Here is a 17,383-nt window from a genome sequence, read left to right on the forward strand (position 1 = left end):
TTGGAGCATGCGGCTCACGAATTGCCTTTCGCGCCGGCCTCGGCCTTGTCACGCGACTGCGCGAGCGCTGCGCTGTTCGGGTCGTCGTCGGTCGTCATCGGCACCATGTGCGCTCGGACCGTATCGCCGGGACGCACGCGCTGAACGCCGTTGACGACGATCCGATCGCCCGGCTTCAAGCCGTCCTTGACGACGCGCAGATTGCCTTGCATCGAACCCGTCGTGATCCCGCGATAAACGACGTGGTTGCCCTGATCGACGACCAGCACGAACTTCTTGTCCTGGTCGGTGCCGACCGCGGCATCGTCGATCAACAGCGCCGGATGCGGTGCGCTGCCCCCCACCTTGAGGCGCGCGTAGAGGCCCGGAATCAGCGCGCCGTCCGCGTTGTCGAACTTCGCGCGCACGCGGATCGTGCCCGACGACGTGTCGAGCCGGTTGTCGACCGACTCGATCGTGCCGCTGCGCGAGTAGCCTGATTCATCGGCGAGACCGAGTTCGACCGGCACCTTGCTGCCGTCCTTCGCGCGGCTCAGGTATTGCAGGTAGGTCTGCTCGTCCGCGTCGAACGACGCGTAGATCGGCGACACCGACACGAGCGTCGTCAGCGGCACCGAACTGGCGCCCGCCGACACCACGTTGCCGACCGTGATCTCCGCGCGCGACACGCGGCCCGACACCGGCGCGACGATCTTCGTGTAGCCGAGATTGATGCGCGCGGTTTCCAGCGCGGCTTGCGCGGCCTTCAGGTTCGCGCTCGCCTCGCGCGCGGCGTTCTGCTTCTCGTCGTAGTCGCGTTTGGCGATCGCGTTGTCGACGATCAGCCGTTGCGCGCGTTCCCAGTCGCTTTGCGTGTAGCCGGTGCGTGCCTGCGCGGCCGCGAGTTGCGCTTGCGCGCGATCGACTTCGGCCGCGTACGGACGCGGATCGATCACGAACAGCGTGTCGCCCTGCTTCACGAGCGCGCCGTCCTTGAAGTTCACTGACACGATCGTGCCCGGCACCTGCGAACGCACGTCCACTTTCTGCACGGCTTCGAGACGGCCCGAATAAGACTGCCAGTCGGTGATCGTCTTCTGCACGACGGTCGCCACGTCCACTTCCGGCACGATGGTGGGTGCGGCCGGCGAGCTCGCATCGACACGAATCGCGCCGAACGTGCCAAGCCCGGCAAGGACGACGACGACCACGGCGGCTAACGCCACGCGGCGGCGGGAAAGAGGAAGGATAGTCATGTGTAGCTCCCGGTATCTTTGATTGAATTTCTGTTTATCGATGAGCGCGCGCGTCGAAGCGCCACTGGAAAAAGCGCACCGCTTCCTGCAAAGCGGGCGGATGATCGGCGAGCGCCGCGTGCGACACGCTCGGAAAGCGCACCACCTGGGTCTGCACGCCCGCGTCGATCAGATTGCTTGCATACTTCTCGGCCTCGACGTGCAGCACGTCGTTCTGCGCGGTCGCGATCAGCGTGGCCGGCAAGCCGGCGAGCCGCGACGATTCGAGCGGCGCCGCATACGGATGCATGCGCTGAGACGCTTGCGGCAGATACGCGCGATAACATGCGGCGCACTCGCGCGCGGTGATGTCCGAACCGAGCCGCCGCTCGTCGCCGAGCCGCGTCAGGCTCGGATCCAGCATCGGGCCGAACAGCGCCTGCGCGCTGATCGGCACGTCGCCACGATCGCGCGCGATGAACGCGAGACAATTGGCGAGTTGGCCGCCCGCGTCATGGCCCGCCACGCCGATCTTTCTGCTATTGCCACCAAATGCCCGTGCCCGCGTCTGCACCCACAGCGCCGCGCGATGCGCGTCTTCCGGCGCGGCTGGAAACGGAAACCGCGGCGCGAGCGAATAGCCGACCGACACCACGAGCGCCGGTAAGTGTTCTGCGAAATACCGCGCGGCGAAGTCCGCGCACTCGATCGAACCCTTCGTAAAACCGCCGCCGTGAAAATAAAGCAGTACCGGCAACGCGGTTTTTTTCGTCAGCCGATACAGGCGCAACGTAATGGGTTGAGCGTACCCATCGATATCCACGTCGGTGACTTCAAGCGTTGCGTCATTGGCCTCAGCGCCAGTGTCTTCGGCGGAAACGCCGGTGGAAAAAGGCGGGTACGGCGATTTGAATGCATCCATGTCGAGCCGCGCAAATGCGCATAGAACTTCAATGGTGCGAATTGTGGGTTCGGCAGACTCGCAAATAAATGCCTATAATCCGGCAACACAATTCGGTGCCTTTGAACAATCCCGTTGTGATTGTTTTCGCGGACTCCATTCCCGCCTGTGCACCAGCCCCTTCTGGAGGTTTGCAATGGACCGGCTTCAGGCCATGCAAGTGTTCACGCGCGTCGTCGACACCAACAGCTTTACCCGCGCAGCGGAAACGCTCGACCTGCCGCGCGCATCGGTTACTACGATTATTCAGAACCTCGAAGCGTTTCTCGGCACGCGGCTGATGCACCGGACCACCCGCCGTCTGTCGCTGACGCCCGATGGCGCCGCGTACTACGAGCGCTGCGTGCGCATCCTCGCGGATGTCGAAGAGACCGAGGCGAGTTTCCAGAGCGGCAACAAGAAGCCGCACGGCAAGCTACGCATCGACATGCCGGGCTCGATTGGCCGTCTGCTCGTCATTCCGTCGCTGTGCGAATTCCACATGCGCTATCCGGACATCGATCTGCAACTGGGCCTGACCGACCGGCCCGTCGATCTGCTGCAAGAAGGTGTCGATTGCGTGGTGCGTGTCGGCGCGTTGCAGGATTCGTCGCTGGTCGCGCGCCGCATCGGTCTGTTCGAGGGCGTGACCTGCGCGTCGCCCGACTACATCAAGCGCGCGGGCGTGCCCGCTTCGCTCGAAGATCTCGACAATCACAAAGCCGTCAACTACTTCTCGAGCCGCACGGGACGCACGCTCGACTGGGCGTTCCTGGTGAACGGCAACGAAGTGGAAGTGAAGATGAAAAGCATCGTGTCGGTCAACGACGCGGATGCCTACGTGACCTGCGGACTCGAAGGCTTCGGCCTGATTCAGCCGGCGCGCTTCATGGTGCTGCCGCATCTGGGCTCGGGTCAGCTCGTCGAAGTACTGCCGGACTTGAAACCCTTGCCGATGCCGATTTCGGCAGTCTATCCGCACAGTCGTCATCTGTCGCCGAAAGTCCGCGTTTTCGTAGACTGGATCGCGGAGCTGTTCGATCGTTGCCCATTGCTGAGCGGACGCGGCACTCTCGACGCCACCTGCACGAAGCGCACATTCGAGCAGCGCGAGTCCGCGCCGGCACTCGACACGCCGGTGATGACCGAATGGGTCGCATGAAGTACGGGAAGTGAAACAGTGAATTCCAGCCGCGGCGCCAATGCCGCGGCAACCGTGCAATCGCACGGCCCCGATGAAGCCTCGCTCGCGATTGTTCCTGAATCGCGACAATTCATTTCGCAAAACCGCGATTTATCCATACCGCGTCGACGTCTACATTTCACCCTGTCGCGGCGCCATCGCGCTGCCAATGAATCGACAGGAGTGAATCATGAAACGCAATCTGTTGGCAGGCCTCGCTCTGTCACTGCTCGTCAGCGTTCCGGCATTTGCGCAAGGCGGCGGCGGTATCGGCCGCGCGGGAACGTATGACACGCAACCGGCGCCGAGCGCGAGCACGAAGACACGCGCCGAGGTCAAGGCCGAACTGGTCGCCGCGTATCGCGACGGCTCGCTGCCCTCACTGAATCGCACCTCGTATCCGGACAAAGGCCTGATCGGCCAGACGCAAGCCGCGCGCATCGCGTTGCAGGAAGGAACGAACGGCGAAGTGACGCGCGTTGCGGAGGGCCAGTAACGAGTTAGAAGAAGTTGATTCAGAACCCGGCGCGCTTGCGGCGCAAAACTGCGCGCCTCTTCATCGAGGAGCACATCATGACACCATCGGAACTCGACAACTGGAATACCGACACGCCCGTGTGGACACCGTATCGCCCGGTACAGCATTGAGCGTTGGCTGTCGTTCACGGCACTCGGCGTCATGCGCCCGCGAAGTGGCTTCGCGGGCGCATTTGCATTGAAGCGATCGAAAGCGGTGCGGCCTGTGACGACGCGCTTGCTGTCGTTTCCCTATAATCGAACTTCCTTCCCTCGCAGCGGGTTTGTGCGCTTCACTATAGGAGCAACACGATGGATTATGTGAAACTCGGCCGCACCGGCCTCGATGTATCGCGTCTCTGTCTCGGCTGTATGAGTTATGGCGTACCTTCGCGCGGCACGCACCCCTGGTCGCTCGACGACGAAGCCGCGCGGCCTTTCATCAAGCAGGCGCTCGATCACGGCATCAACTTCTTCGACACGGCCAACGTCTATTCGGACGGCACCAGCGAGGAAATCGTCGGCCGTGCGCTGAAGGACTTTGCGAAGCGCGATGAGATCGTGCTCGCCACCAAGGTCAATAGCCGCATGCATCCGGGCCCGAACGGCGCGGGGCTGTCGCGCAAGGCGATCATGGCGGAGATCGATAACAGCCTGCGGCGGCTCGGTACCGACTATGTCGACCTGTATCAGATTCATCGCTGGGACTACGGCACGCCGATCGAAGAAACGATGGAAGCGCTGCACGATGTCGTGAAAGCCGGCAAGGCGCGCTATCTCGGCGCGTCGTCGATGTACGCATGGCAGTTTGCCAAGGCGCTGCAGGTGGCTAAGCGCAATGGCTGGACGCGCTTCGTGACGATGCAGAACTACGTGAATCTGCTGTACCGCGAGGAAGAGCGCGAAATGCTGCCGCTGTGCGAAAGCGAAGGCATCGGCGTGATTCCGTGGAGTCCGCTTGCCCGCGGACGCTTGACGCGCGACTGGGACACCGAAAGCGCGCGCTCGGAAACCGATGAATTCGGCCGCACGCTGTACGCGCACACGCAGGAAGCGGATCGGCGCATCGTCGAGCGGGTCAGCGAGATCGCGAAAGAGCGCGGCGTGCCGCGCGCGCAGGTTGCGCTAGCGTGGGTGCTGCAGAAGAAGCCGATTACCGCGCCGATTGTTGGTGCTACCAAACTGCATCATCTCGACGATGCGGTTGCGGCGCTCTCGTTGAAGCTCAGTGACGACGAAGTTCGCCGGCTCGAAGAACTGTATGTGCCACATGCGGTGGCGGGGTTCAAATAAACGCTGTGAAGCGTACTGGCATCCAGTCGGGACGGGCGGAATGACCCGCGATCGCAGCGCACGTCGCTTCGCCTCCTCTCGCCTCCTCTCGTCCGCGGGGTTCATGGACCCGATTCATGCCCGAGTGGAGAAGTCTTCTTTAATTGCGCGGCACATCCGGTTCGAAGAACACCCAGCGCACCTGAGGAAACGTGGCCTGCAGATCGGCCTCGATGACGTTGATCGCATCGACCATCGCGCGGCCGCTCGCGTAGTCGATCATTTCCGCCTGCACCGCCACCACCACGTGACGCCCCCACTGCAGCGTGATCAAGTTGATGATGCCGCGAATCTCGGGACGCGCGCGCAGATGCGCGTCGATGGCGCTGCGCACTTCCGGGCTCGCCGATTCGCCGACGAGCATCGACTTCACTTCACGCGCGACGAGCCACGCGATCGTCATCAGCAGAAAACCGATCCCCACCGAGCCGAGCGCGTCATACACGGGGCTGCCGGTCACCATCGTCGATAGCACCGCGACGAAGGCGATCGCGAGACCGAATAGCGCGGCGATATCTTCGCCGGTCACGACCAGCAGATCCGATTCGCGCGTTTCGCGAAACCAGTGCCACAGATTTTTATCCGGATGCGTCTTGCGAATCTCCTTGACCGCGCCCCACAACGATAGCGATTCGAGCACCACCGACACACCGAGCACCGCCAACGCGACGAACGCATATTGCAACGGCTCGCGCGCAATCAGTCGATGCACGCCCTCATACACCGAAAACGCACCGCCAACGAAAAACAGCAGCAACGCAACCAGCAGCGAATAGAAGTTGATTTCGCGGCCGCTGCCCATCGGATGCAAAGGGCTCACCGGCTTGCGCGCTTCGCGCAGTCCGAATAGCAGCAGCAGTTGATTGCCGCAGTCGGCGGTGGAGTGAATCGCTTCGGCGAACATCGATCCGGAGCCGGTGAACGCCGCCGCGGCGAACTTGCAGACGGCGATGCCGAAGTTGGCGGCGAGTGCGTAGAAAATGGCTTTCGGCGATTCTTCTTTCATCTGCTGGCGGGGGTCGGTGAGTGGGCTGGGTATTGTTGGGTATTGCACGAGCGAAGTGATCGGCAAGTACTCGATATTATGGATGACAACGACACACCCGCTCGCAGGAATCGGACCTGATGTGCCGTCGTGCCGCCAGTTCCCCAGGCGTCCTTTGCACCATTCGTGCGACTCACGCCCTCTCGAGCGCCGCCATCTCCCGTACGACAACCAGCAGCACCGAAAGACTCGCGCCGCCCGTCGCGCGCAGATCGGTCAGCAGGCGCGTATAACGCTCGAGCTGTGCCGCGCGTTTGTCGCGCCACGCTTGCACCAGCGAATCGGGCGTCGACGCATCGGTCGCGCCGGCCAATGCGCTCGTGGTCAGCGCGCGCTTGAGCCGCGCTAGTTCGGCGAGCGCCGATGCGCGCGCGAGCATGTCCCAATGCGTCGGCGCCGGCAACGAGGCGGCGCGCTCGCTGATCCAGCTGTAATTCAGCAGCGTGCCGAGCGCGAAGTAGACGCCCGCGACCTGTTCGAGATTGCGCCCGCACGTCGACGCGACTTCGGCGATATCGAGCAGAGCGGCCGACACCTCGCCGCTCGCGATCCGCACCGCGAGATCGCTATCGACACCCGCATCGACGAACACCCGTTGCCGCTCCGACAACGCTTCGAGGTCCGCGCCAGGCAACAGCGCCGGCCATTGTGGCGCGAGACGCTGCGCGGCGTCGCGACAGCGCGCGAGCAAGCCGGTCACATCGTCGCCGGCCGCGCCCGTTTGCAGATGCCGCAGGAACCACAGCGCCGAACGTTCGACGAGCCGCGCGACCTCCGCGAACATGCGTGCCTGCACGTCGTCGGGAACGCGGTTGTCGAGCGCGTCGATGCTGCGCCAGATCTGATCGAGATCGAACACGTCGCGCGCCATGATGCACGCGCGCACGATGTCGCCGGGCGGTGCATCGGTCTCCTCCATCAGCCGATGCACGAACTCGCAGCCGACGCGATTCACGAGCGCATTGGTCAGATGCGTCGCGAGGATTTCACGGCGCAGCGGATGGCGCTGCATCGGTTCGCGGAAACGCTGCTGCAGAGGTTTCGGAAAGTACTCGATCAACATATCGCTAACGAGCGGGTCTTCCGGCATCGACGATTCGAGCAGCGCGTCATAGAGCCACATCTTGCTGTACGCGAGCAGCACCGCGCGCTCGGGTGTCGTCAGTCCCTGCTTCGCGGCCGCGCGCTCGGCGATGTCCTCGTCGGTGGGCAGAAACTCGATCACGCGATTGAGCCGCCCCGCCTTCTCCAGATAGCGCATCAGGCGCGCTTCGGCATCGAGCAGCTCCACGCCAAACCGGCCCGCGATCGACAAAGCCTGGGTCTGATAGTAGTTGTCCGTCAGCACGAGCAGACCGACTTCATCGGTCATTTCGGCAAGCAACGCATTGCGCTGCTTCTCCGTCATCTCGCCGTCGGCGACGACGAGGCCCAGCAGAATCTTGATGTTGACCTCGTGATCGGAGCAATCGACACCGGCCGAATTATCGATCGCATCGGTATTGATGCGGCCGCCGCGCTGCGCGAACTCGATGCGCCCGAGTTGCGTCAAGCCGAGATTGCCCCCTTCGGCCACGACCTTGCAGCGCAGATCCGCACCGTTCACGCGGATCGCGTCGTTCGCGCGATCGCCCGCCTGCTGATTGGTCTCGCGGCTCGCCTTCGCATAGGTGCCGATGCCGCCGTTGTAAAGCAGATCGACCGGCGCCTGCAGAATCACGCGCATCAGCTCGGCCGGCGAGAGCGCCGCCGCGCTGATCCCGAGCGCCACCTGCACCGCCGTCGACAGCGGAATCGTCTTCGCGCTGCGCGGGAACACGCCGCCGCCGGCGGAGATCAGCGACGGATCGTAATCGGCCCAGCTCGAACGGTCGAGCATGAAGAGCCGCGCGCGCTCCGCCATGCTCGCCGCGGGATCGGGATTCGGATCGAGAAAGATATGGCGGTGATCGAACGCGGCGAGCAGCTTGATATGCGGCGACAGCAGCATGCCGTTGCCGAACACGTCGCCCGACATGTCGCCGACACCGACCACCGTGAAGTCCTCGCTCTGCGTGTCGACGCCGATTTCGCGGAAGTGCCGCTTGACCGACTCCCACGCGCCGCGCGCGGTGATGCCCATCTTCTTGTGGTCATAGCCGACCGAGCCGCCCGACGCGAACGCGTCGTCGAGCCAGAAACCGTATTCCTGCGAGATTGCATTCGCGTAGTCGGAAAACGTGGCCGTGCCCTTGTCGGCGGCGACGACCAGGTACGGGTCGTCGGGATCGTGGCGCACCACGTCAGGCGGTGGCACGACGTCGGTGCTCGCCAGATTGTCGGTCACGTCGAGCAAGCCGCGCAGGAAGGTCTGATAACACGCGACGCCTTCGCGCATCCACGCATCGCGCTCGCCCTGCGGCGGCGGATTCTTGACGACGAAGCCGCCCTTCGAGCCGACCGGCACGATCACCACGTTCTTCACCATCTGCGCCTTCATCAGGCCGAGCACTTCCGTGCGGAAATCCTCGCGCCGATCAGACCAGCGCAGGCCGCCGCGCGCGACGCGCCCGCCTCGCAGATGGACGCCCTCGACGCGCGGCGAATAAACCCAGATCTCGAACATCGGTTTCGGCTCGGGCAAGCCGGGCACCTGGGCGGGATCGAACTTGAACGACAGATACGGCTTCGGTTGGCCCTGAGCGTCATGGCGGTAGTAGTTGGTGCGCTTGGTCGCCTTGATCACGCCGAGGAACTGCCGCAGGATGCGGTCTTCGTCGAGATTAGGCACCTGGTCGAGCGCGCTGTCGATCGTCTCCAGACAAGCGTTGACGCGGGCCTCGCGTACCGCGCCGAGCGCCGGATCGAAGCGCGCGATGAACAGGTCGACGAGCATGCGCGCAATCGCCGGATTACCGGTCACCGCGCGTTCGATATACGCGTCGCTGAACGTCGAACCGACTTGCCGCAAATACTTCGCGTAAGCGCGCAGAATCGTCACCTCGCGTGCATTGAGCTGCGCGCGCAGCACGAGGCGGTTGAAGTCGTCGCTTTCGATCGTGCCGGTCCATACCTGCTCGAACGCCTGTTCGAACAGATCCTTGACCCGCTCGATGTCGAACTCGGTATCGTCCGCGAGTTCGAGGCCGAAGTCGTGGATCCACGCGGGCATCGCACCGGGCGCCTCGATCAGATGAGGCCGCTCTTCGTCGACGCGCACGCCCAGATGTTCGAGCATCGGCAAGCTGCGCGACAGTGCGATCGGCAGCCCCGCGCGATACACCTTGAAACGGAACGCGCGCGGTCCCGATTCGATCGGCCTGTACAGGTTCATCGCGAGCCGCTCGCTGCCCTGCACGCGCTCGATCAGTTCGATATCGCGCACGGCCGTGCGTGCCGGATAGTCGTCGCGATAGCCGGCCGGGAACGAATCGGCGTAGTGCTGCAGCAAACGGTTGCCCTGCTCTTCTCCGTACGCGTCGAGCAATGCGTCGGCCAGATCGTCCTGCCAGCGTCGCGCGACCTGCACGAGGCGCGCTTCGAGCTCGCGCGTGTCGACGCTCGGCATGCCGCCCGCTTTGGCATGGACGACGAAATGAATTCGCGCGAGCGTCGACTCCGACAGCAGCGGCGTGAATTCGACGTTCTCACCATTGAATGCGTCGGCGAGCAGGTTGGCGATGCGCTGCCGCAGATCGGTGTTGTACTTGTCGCGCGACACGAACACGAGGCACGATACGAAGCGATCGAAGCGATCGCGCCGCACGAACAGCCGCGTGCGCTGATGCTCCTGCAAACGCAGCACGCCGAGGGCGGTGTCGTACAGCTGGTCCTCGTCGGCCTGGAACAATTCGTCGCGCGGATAGGTCTCGAGCACCGTCACCAGCGATTTCGCCAGATGACCTTTCGGCAGGAATGCGGCGCGTCTGACGATATTTGCGCATTTGCGCCTCACAATCGGAATCTCCGCAGCCGACACGAAATAAGCGGTCGACGTATACAGGCCGATGAAGCGCCGCTCGCCCGTCACCTTGCCATCGGCGCCGCTCAGCTTGATGCCGACATAGTCGAGATAGCCGGGCCGGTGCACCGTGGCGCGCGAATTGGCCTTAGTCAGAAAGATCGGCGACGACCCGGAGATGATCTCCGTGGCCGCCGGCGGCAACGGCGTGACTTCCGCCGCGCCGCCCGGCTGCTGCGCATCGCGCAGAATGCCGAGACCGGAGCCCGCGACCGCCCGCAAACCGAAGCCGCCGCCGTGCTGCACCAGTTCGTAATCACGGTGGCCGAGGAACGTGAAATGATCGGCGACCATCCATTCGACGAACGCGCGCGCTTCGACGCCCTCGGGACCGGTTTCGCGCACCTTCATATCTTGAATGGTCTGCTTCGCGCGTTCGATGATCTTCGGCCAATCCTCGACCGCCGCGCGCACGTCGCCGAGCACGCGCGCGATGTCGTCGCGCAACGCGTCGAGTTTTGCGGCATCGCCACAACGATCGACCTCGAAATGGATGCACGAGGTCAGATGCGAGCGCGTATCGCCGGCTTCTTCGGCACCTTGGCTCACGCGCGCGATGCTGCCGTCCGGCGCGCGCCAGACCCGAAATACCGGATGGACGACCGAATGCAGCGCGAGCCGATGCCGGTTGACCGACATCGCGACCGAATCGACGAGGAACGGCATGTCGTCGTTGACGATTTCGATCACCGTGTGATCGGAATGCCAGCCATGCTGTTCGAGGATCGGGTTATACACGCGCAGCCGCTGCTCGCCCGGCACGAAGCGCTGCGCGGTCTGCCAGTGGGCCAGCGCCGCGCCGTACAGATCGGCGATCGAGCGGCTTTGCAGATCGCCCGCGTCGACGAAATCGTAGTAATGCCGCAGGAAGGGTTCGACGATATTGAAGGCCGGCTCCGGCAACCGCCCCCGCGCAAATTCGACAACATCGTTCAGCAGGTGTGTGACGGCTTCTTCGTTCTTTGCTTGCATGATCGACTCCCCCGGCTGGCGGCAATGGTGAGTATCGCGTGATTCGCAGGCAACGTCTGACTTGGAATTATGCGCCTGCCGTACGCGATACGGCCGTTTCGCGCAGTCAGGTAATACCCGCTGACCGGTCGTCGAAGAATCTCGCTGCGGCGCGGCAACGCCGTGCGCGGCTCAACGCGCGGGCTTTGCGGGCGCCGGTGCCGGCGCGGCCGCATCGCTATCCTCGGCGCGCTGGATGAGCCACGCGCGAATCTGCGCGGCCGTCCACGCGGGATCGTCATGGGGTAGATCGTGGCCGGCCCACGAATGCTTGCGATGCGGCGCGCCCCACGCCGCCGCGAGCTTCGCCGAACAGACCGGGTTGACGAGCCCATCGGCTTCCGACGACAGAATCAGCAGTGCACACTCCGGCGCGGCGGGCGCCGCGCTAAAGCATGCGGCCGCCCACAATTGCCGCAGCGCATTCGCGCGGCTCACCGGCGCGCTGCGGCGAATCGCGGTCCAGGCAGCGAGATCCGCGCCCAAGGTGTGGAGGTTATTGCACGTGAGTCGATGGATGCCGCTCTCGGCATCGGCGGCATCGCTCCAATGCGCCGCGACGCCGAGCAGACCAGGCCACGCCGACGGCCGCAGCCGCTCGTGCATGCGGCTGAATGGCCGCATGCTCGTATTGATCAGCACGAGCCGTTCGATCTCGCCGGGATGACGCTGTGCCCAGTGGGTCGCGACCATGCCGCCGAGCGACATCGCGAGCACGTTGTAGGGGCCCGGCACACCCGTTTCGAGCGCTGCCTGCCGCACGAATGCGACCATGCCCGCGACGCTCGCGGGCGCGCGCCGCCGCACGTATTCACCGTTGCCAGGCAGATCGAGCAGCAGCAAACGCAAGCCGGTCGTGCTCGTTGCGGCTGGGGTTGCATCGCGCAAGCGATCGCCCGAAATTTGACCCAGGGTTTCGCGCAACGCCGCCGGCAAGCGCCCCCAATGCCGCGTTTCCCGCGTCAGGCCGCGCAGCAGAATCCACGTGCTCATACGCGATCCGGCCCGTACCAGTGATCGAGCGCGCGTTGCAGCAACTCCTCGCGACGGTTGCCTTGCGGCAGCCAGCGCTGCGCCGAAAACGCCGCGCGCGCGAGGAAGTCGAACAGGTTCGCATGGCGCCGCAGCACGCGCGCGGTGCGATGCTCCATGACCGGATTGAACATGCCCTGCCGCGAAAACAACTGCCGCGGGTTTTTCTTGATCCACAGCCACGAGCCGAGTTCGAGCGTCATCGGCAGAAAGACGTTCGGCGCCGGCGTGCGGTCATACGCGTAGTCCCACAGATCGCCGTGCAGCAGATACTGATGGCTTTGCGGCTCGAACGTGTAGCCGTGATGCGGATGCGCGTGTTCGAACATGCTCTTCAACACGTACATTTCGGGCAGATGCGGCATCTGCCGGCGGGTTCGGGCGTACGGAAACCAGATACTGTCGCTCCAACCGTAGCCGGAATGGCAATCGAGCGCGATGCTCAACGGCCGCGCGGCGAGCTGCGTCTCGACGACTTGCAGCAGCGCGGCCGCCTCGACCTCCATCGGCTCGCCCGCGCGGCCGCGATACCAGGGCAACCACGCGCCGACGCGCTGGCCGCCCGCCAGCAGCGGCACGCGCGCGTCGGCGTCTTGCGGTGCGTTGCGCATCAGGTCGACGCCGCGCGGATTCGCGCGCGTCGCTGCCCACATGCCGCCGGGATTCGCGATCGGTAAAAAGATCAGCCGGATGGACTGCAATTGCCGCACCAGCAATTCGTCCCATTCGAGCCGAGCGAGCAGCGCGCGCATATAGTCGAGGACGAGTTGCGAGCCGATTCGCTCGAGCCCGTGAATCCCGCCGAAAAAGCCAATGGCCGGCGCGAGCGGATCGGATGAACCGATGCTCGCGGTGTAGACGGAAAAGCGCCGGCCGCGTACCTCGGTCTCGCAGACCGCGCGGATTTCGAAGCTCGCCCTGCCCTGGTCGAGTATCGACTTGAGATCTTCATATTCGGCAAAACTGTCCGGAAGAAAGCTCAAAGGAGTCGGCATGACGGCGTGACCGGAGTGTCGGGATTATTAAGGAGGGCCGGAAAACCCGCACTATAGCCTGGCTGTGTGTCAGCACGCGCGAGCGCGCACGTGTGCACGCGAATCGTGTCATCCGTATGTCACTTTCCGTTTGAATCACTGACTTCGCAATGACTTCGCAATGACTTCGTTTTGCCATCCTGACGACACATGACACAGCGGAAAACGCGACGCACAAAGATGTAGTCGTCTAGACGTTGCGATGCCTTCACTCAACCGTCACAGTCGCTTCCTAGAATGAGCCCACACCTGCCGGCAGTGGCCGCATGCAAGAGGGAATACAGATGGAAGCGATCCGTGAAGCTATTCGAATCGAGCGTTTGAGCAAGACGTTCGGTAACGGCCGCAAAGCGCTCGACGAAATCGATCTGCGCGTCGCGCCCGGTGAAATGGTCGCGCTGATCGGCGCGTCCGGCTCGGGAAAATCGACGTTGCTGCGGCATATCGCGGGCTTTACCGCGTCGGACGCGCAGCCGTCGCAAATCGAGATTCTCGGCCGGCCGATCCAGCAGAACGGCCGCATCGTGCGCGAGGTGCGCAGCATTCGCCGCGACATCGGCTTCGTGTTCCAGCAGTTCAATCTGGTGAACCGGCTGTCGGTCGAAACCAACGTGCTGATCGGCGCGCTCGCGCGCCTGCCGTGGTGGCGCCGTCTCTCCGGCCGCTTCCCGCGCGCGGAACGCGCGCTGTCGCGGGCCGCGCTGCACGAGGTCGGAATCGGCGAATATGCGCGCGAGCGGGCCGCGAACCTGTCGGGCGGTCAACAGCAACGTGCCGCGCTCGCACGGGCGCTCGTGCAACGTGCGCAAATCGTGCTCGCCGACGAGCCGATTGCCTCGCTCGATCCCGAGTCGTCGCGCCGCGTGATGGACATGCTGCAAGCGCTGAACGTCGAGCACCGGATCACGGTGCTGGTGTCGCTGCATCAGGTCGACATCGCGCTGCAGTACTGCGCGCGCACGGTCGCGCTGCGTCGCGGCAAGGTGGTCTACGACGGCCCTTCCAGTGCGCTGACACCGGCGCTGCTAAAGAAACTCTACGGCGGCGATGCGCGCGAACTGCTCGACGACGCGACGCACGACGCAGACGAAACTCACGACGAGCCTGACACCCCCGACACCGCCGCCGCGCGCTACGCGTTCGCGTTGAACGCCGCGCCGTCGAACTGAACCGCGCACGCTGTCGCGCGCTTTTGATTCTCTCCGTCCACTCAACCGGATCTCAACCGATGAAATTCCTGCGCTCCCTGATCACGCTCGCGGCCGGCGCTGCCGCTTTCGCCTGCATCGCCGCGGCCCACGCCGAGGACATCAACCTCGGGATCATCTCGACCGATTCGTCGGCGGTGCTCAAGCAACGCTGGGAACCGCTGATCGATGACATGAAGAAACAGACCGGCCTGAACGTGAAGGCATTCTTCGCGACCGATTACGCGGGCATCATCGAAGGCATGCGCTTTAACAAGGTGCAGGTCGGCTATTTCGGCAACGCGTCGGCGATCGAAGCCGTCGATCGTTCGAGTGGCGAAGTGTTCGCGAAAGCGCAGCACGCGAACGGCGACAGCGGCTACTACTCGCTGCTGATCACCAACGTGAACAGCCGCTTCAAGACGCTCGACGACGTGTTCAAGGACACGAAGAGCGTGACGCTCGGGTTCGGCGATCCGAACTCGACGTCGGGCACGCTGGTGCCTGGCTACTACCTGTTCGCGAAGCACAACGCGCCGGTCTACACGTCGTTCAAGAGCGTGCTGCCGTCGAGCCACGAAGCGAATCTGCTGGCCGTCGTCAACAACAAGATCGACATCGCGACCAACAACAGCATGATGATGGAAACGCTGAAGCGCGAGCATCCGGACAAGTTCGCGCAGGTGCGCGTGCTGTGGACCTCGCCGCTGATTCCTTCGGACCCGCTCGTGTGGCGCAAGGATCTGCCGGAAGCGACGAAGGACAAGCTGCGCAAGTTCTTCCTGAACTACGCGAAAACCGATTTGCACGAAAAAGCGGTGATGGCCGGCATCACCGAGTACAGCGGCTTCGAGGCATCGTCGGATCGGCAACTGCTGCCGATTCGCGAGATCGTGCTGTTCCAGCAGAAGCAGAAGATCGAGAACGATGCACATCTGTCCGATAGCGACCGCAAGACGCAATTGGCCGCTCTCGACGCGAAGCTGAGCGCGCTCAGCAACGCACAGTCGAAGCAATGAACTCCGCCGATCTGAGCACGTCGCCCGCGCGCGCGAGCGAAGCGGCCGCCGCGCGGACGGCGCAAGCGAAAGATCGTGCCGGCAAGCGCAACTGGTGGTCGTTGCTCGGCTGGATCGCGGTGCTCGCGGTGCTCGGCGGCGCATGGCACGGCGCCGACATGCGGCCGCTTGATCTGCTCAGCGACTCGGCCAACATGGGCCAGTTCGCCGCGGACTTCTTCCCGCCCGACTTCACCGAGTGGCGCAGCTACGTGAACGAGATGTACGTGACGCTGGCGGTCGCAATCTGGGGTACCGCGCTCTCCCTCGTCTGCGCGGTGCCTTGCGGCCTGATGTCAGCGCACAATCTCGCGCCGCAGTGGGTCGTGCAGCCGATGCGCCGCCTGATGGACGCATGCCGCGCGATCAACGAAATGGTCTTCGCGATGCTGTTCATCGTCGCGGTCGGCCTCGGGCCGTTCGCCGGCGTGCTCGCGCTGTGGGTGCATACGACGGGCGTGCTCGCCAAACTGTTCGCAGAAGCGGTCGAGGCGATCGATCCGCGCCCGGCCGAAGGCGTGCGCGCAACCGGCGCGACGCGCCTCGACGAAATTGTCTATGCGGTGCTGCCGCAAGTGCTGCCGCTGTGGATCTCGTACGCGCTGTATCGCTTCGAGTCGAACGTGCGCTCGGCGATGGTGGTCGGCATGGTCGGCGCGGGCGGCATCGGCGTCGTGCTGTACGAAGCGATCCGCTCGTTCAACTATGCGCAGACCGCCGCGGTGATGATCATGGTGATCGTCGTCGTGACGGTGATCGATCTCGGCTCGGCGTGGCTGCGTGAACGGGTGATCTGAGGACGGCGCGCGTCGCGCGCGCGGCACTGAGCAGCCGGATTCAAAACGCCATTCCGGCCTTGTTGCTGCCGCTGCCGGCGCTGGCCGCGTGGCCGTATATCGTTGCGTCGGCAGTGCTCGAATGGGGCTATCTGCTCGCGCTGATTCGCGCGTACAGAAGCGGCGATTTCGGTCAGGTCTATCCGATTGCGCGCGGTCTTTCGCCGATGCTCGTGTTCGTCGGCGCACTCGTGTTCGCGGGCGAGGTGCTGAAGCCGCTCGCCGCGCCCGGCATCGCGCTCGTGTCGTGCGACATCGACTCGCTCGCCTTTCGGCGCTGACGAGCACGTTGCCGAAGCCAAAATCGTAGGTCGCGCCCGCACCGAGGATGCGCTGCTGGTCGGTGCCCGCGCCCGTCGGGCTCACGACGAACGGCGAACTGAAGCCTCAGCCCGTGCTGTCGGCCGGGCCAATCGTCAGATTCGACGGTGTCGCGTTGCTGCACTTCGGAAGTGACGTTAGTTGTACACGCTGCAATCAACGCGTGTAATTCACCACCGGCACGGAATACGAAGTCGGCGCGAAATCGGTGCGGCCACCGCGCTGCGACGAGCCATTCGACGGCGCACCGTAGCCGCTATTCTGCGCAGCCTGGTTTTGCGCCGCGACCTTTGCTTCGGCCGCCTGGATATTGGCCGGATAGTCGATCACGTTCGCATTGGACGGGTCATGACCGGCCTTTTCGAGCTGAATCAGTTCGGTGCGGACCCGGGCGCGCGCGAGCGGCTGATCGGCCGGATTCGACTGGGCAAACGCCGCGAGCGGCGCGGCAACGAGAGCGGCGATAGCCCCTGCTTCGATCAGCGACCTGATGGACTTCATGATTTCCAACCTCCCGAGATGGCTTCATGCGATTGCCGCGGAGCCTGGTGCGACCATCGCCCATCCGCAGCGGATAACGCAGTTTAGAAGCCGGTCGAGCCACGTAGTAAGCCCTGAACCATGAATTCACTGTTGCTATAGCGGCCACAATTCGAGGCCACCACGTTCCGGCG

General features: G+C 64.0%; 14 protein-coding genes and 1 pseudogene. 8 read left to right on the forward strand and 7 right to left on the reverse strand.

Translation table 11 applies throughout. The annotated features are described in order from the left end of the window. Positions 1–14 precede the first annotated feature (14 nt). On the reverse strand, positions 15–1,235 hold the full coding sequence (locus tag OKW39_RS32195) for an efflux RND transporter periplasmic adaptor subunit (RefSeq protein WP_429564485.1): 1,221 nt from the start codon (positions 1,233–1,235) through the stop codon (positions 15–17). Positions 1,236–1,269: 34 nt separating this feature from the next. After that, entirely contained in the window at positions 1,270–2,136 is an 867-nt protein-coding gene (locus tag OKW39_RS32200; protein ID WP_187611219.1) for an alpha/beta hydrolase, read from the reverse strand. 175 nt (positions 2,137–2,311) lie between these two features. Here OKW39_RS32200 and OKW39_RS32205 point away from each other — a divergent pair, with 175 nt between their 5' ends. The 4 genes from OKW39_RS32205 to OKW39_RS32220 all read left to right on the forward strand — a co-directional run bounded on the left by OKW39_RS32205 (position 2,312) and on the right by OKW39_RS32220 (position 5,146). Continuing rightward, on the forward strand, positions 2,312–3,316 hold the full coding sequence (locus OKW39_RS32205; RefSeq protein WP_090807052.1) for a LysR family transcriptional regulator: 1,005 nt from the start codon (positions 2,312–2,314) through the stop codon (positions 3,314–3,316). A gap of 211 nt (positions 3,317–3,527) precedes the next feature. Then, positions 3,528–3,833 (forward strand): DUF4148 domain-containing protein, encoded by a 306-nt coding sequence (locus OKW39_RS32210; RefSeq protein ID WP_090807054.1) that lies wholly within the window; start codon positions 3,528–3,530, stop codon positions 3,831–3,833. Positions 3,834–3,847: 14 nt separating this feature from the next. Then, the gene (locus tag OKW39_RS32215; protein ID WP_018423447.1) at positions 3,848–3,985 is read left to right on the forward strand and encodes a hypothetical protein; all 138 of its coding nucleotides are present in this window, start codon (positions 3,848–3,850) and stop codon (positions 3,983–3,985) included. Between the two features lie 180 nt (positions 3,986–4,165). Then, positions 4,166–5,146, forward strand: coding sequence for an aldo/keto reductase (locus OKW39_RS32220; RefSeq protein ID WP_429564486.1), 981 nt, complete (start codon positions 4,166–4,168; stop codon positions 5,144–5,146). A 139-nt stretch (positions 5,147–5,285) separates the two neighbouring features. On the opposite strand, the gene OKW39_RS32225 is transcribed toward OKW39_RS32220, so the two are convergent. The 4 genes from OKW39_RS32225 to OKW39_RS32240 all read right to left on the reverse strand — a co-directional run bounded on the left by OKW39_RS32225 (position 5,286) and on the right by OKW39_RS32240 (position 13,268). Beyond that, complete coding sequence (locus OKW39_RS32225) at positions 5,286–6,191, reverse strand: cation diffusion facilitator family transporter (protein ID WP_429564487.1); 906 nt, start codon at positions 6,189–6,191, stop codon at positions 5,286–5,288. A gap of 172 nt (positions 6,192–6,363) precedes the next feature. After that, positions 6,364–11,202: an NAD-glutamate dehydrogenase gene (locus OKW39_RS32230; RefSeq protein WP_429564488.1), complete on the reverse strand. Its 4,839-nt coding sequence runs from the start codon at positions 11,200–11,202 to the stop codon at positions 6,364–6,366. 171 nt (positions 11,203–11,373) lie between these two features. Further along, positions 11,374–12,234 carry an alpha/beta fold hydrolase gene (locus tag OKW39_RS32235; RefSeq protein ID WP_429564489.1) on the reverse strand — a complete coding sequence of 287 codons (861 nt, stop codon included), beginning with the start codon at positions 12,232–12,234 and terminating at the stop codon, positions 11,374–11,376. Then, positions 12,231–13,268 (reverse strand): M14 family zinc carboxypeptidase, encoded by a 1,038-nt coding sequence (locus OKW39_RS32240; RefSeq protein WP_429564490.1) that lies wholly within the window; start codon positions 13,266–13,268, stop codon positions 12,231–12,233. The genes OKW39_RS32235 and OKW39_RS32240 overlap by 4 nt, the downstream gene beginning before the upstream one ends. Before the next feature lie 323 nt (positions 13,269–13,591). Between OKW39_RS32240 and phnC the strand changes: the two genes are divergently transcribed. The 4 genes and pseudogenes from phnC to OKW39_RS32260 form a co-directional block, all read left to right on the forward strand. Continuing rightward, positions 13,592–14,476 (forward strand): phosphonate ABC transporter ATP-binding protein, encoded by an 885-nt coding sequence (gene phnC, locus OKW39_RS32245; protein ID WP_090807065.1) that lies wholly within the window; start codon positions 13,592–13,594, stop codon positions 14,474–14,476. Between the two features lie 59 nt (positions 14,477–14,535). Next, a complete protein-coding gene (phnD, locus tag OKW39_RS32250) occupies positions 14,536–15,513 on the forward strand; it encodes a phosphonate ABC transporter substrate-binding protein (protein ID WP_187611213.1) in 978 nt (325 codons plus the stop codon). Beyond that, entirely contained in the window at positions 15,510–16,349 is an 840-nt protein-coding gene (phnE, locus tag OKW39_RS32255) for a phosphonate ABC transporter, permease protein PhnE (RefSeq protein WP_429564491.1), read from the forward strand. Before phnD ends, phnE begins: the two co-directional genes overlap by 4 nt. A gap of 62 nt (positions 16,350–16,411) precedes the next feature. Beyond that, positions 16,412–16,666, forward strand: a pseudogene (locus OKW39_RS32260) (EamA family transporter); the annotation flags it as partial. Between the two features lie 199 nt (positions 16,667–16,865). Here OKW39_RS32260 and OKW39_RS32265 read toward each other — a convergent pair. Continuing rightward, entirely contained in the window at positions 16,866–17,210 is a 345-nt protein-coding gene (locus OKW39_RS32265) for a DUF4148 domain-containing protein (protein ID WP_429333540.1), read from the reverse strand. Positions 17,211–17,383 lie beyond the last annotated feature (173 nt).

The organism is Paraburkholderia sp. MM6662-R1, from assembly GCF_050436245.1.
Taxonomy (GTDB): domain Bacteria; phylum Pseudomonadota; class Gammaproteobacteria; order Burkholderiales; family Burkholderiaceae; genus Paraburkholderia; species Paraburkholderia tuberum.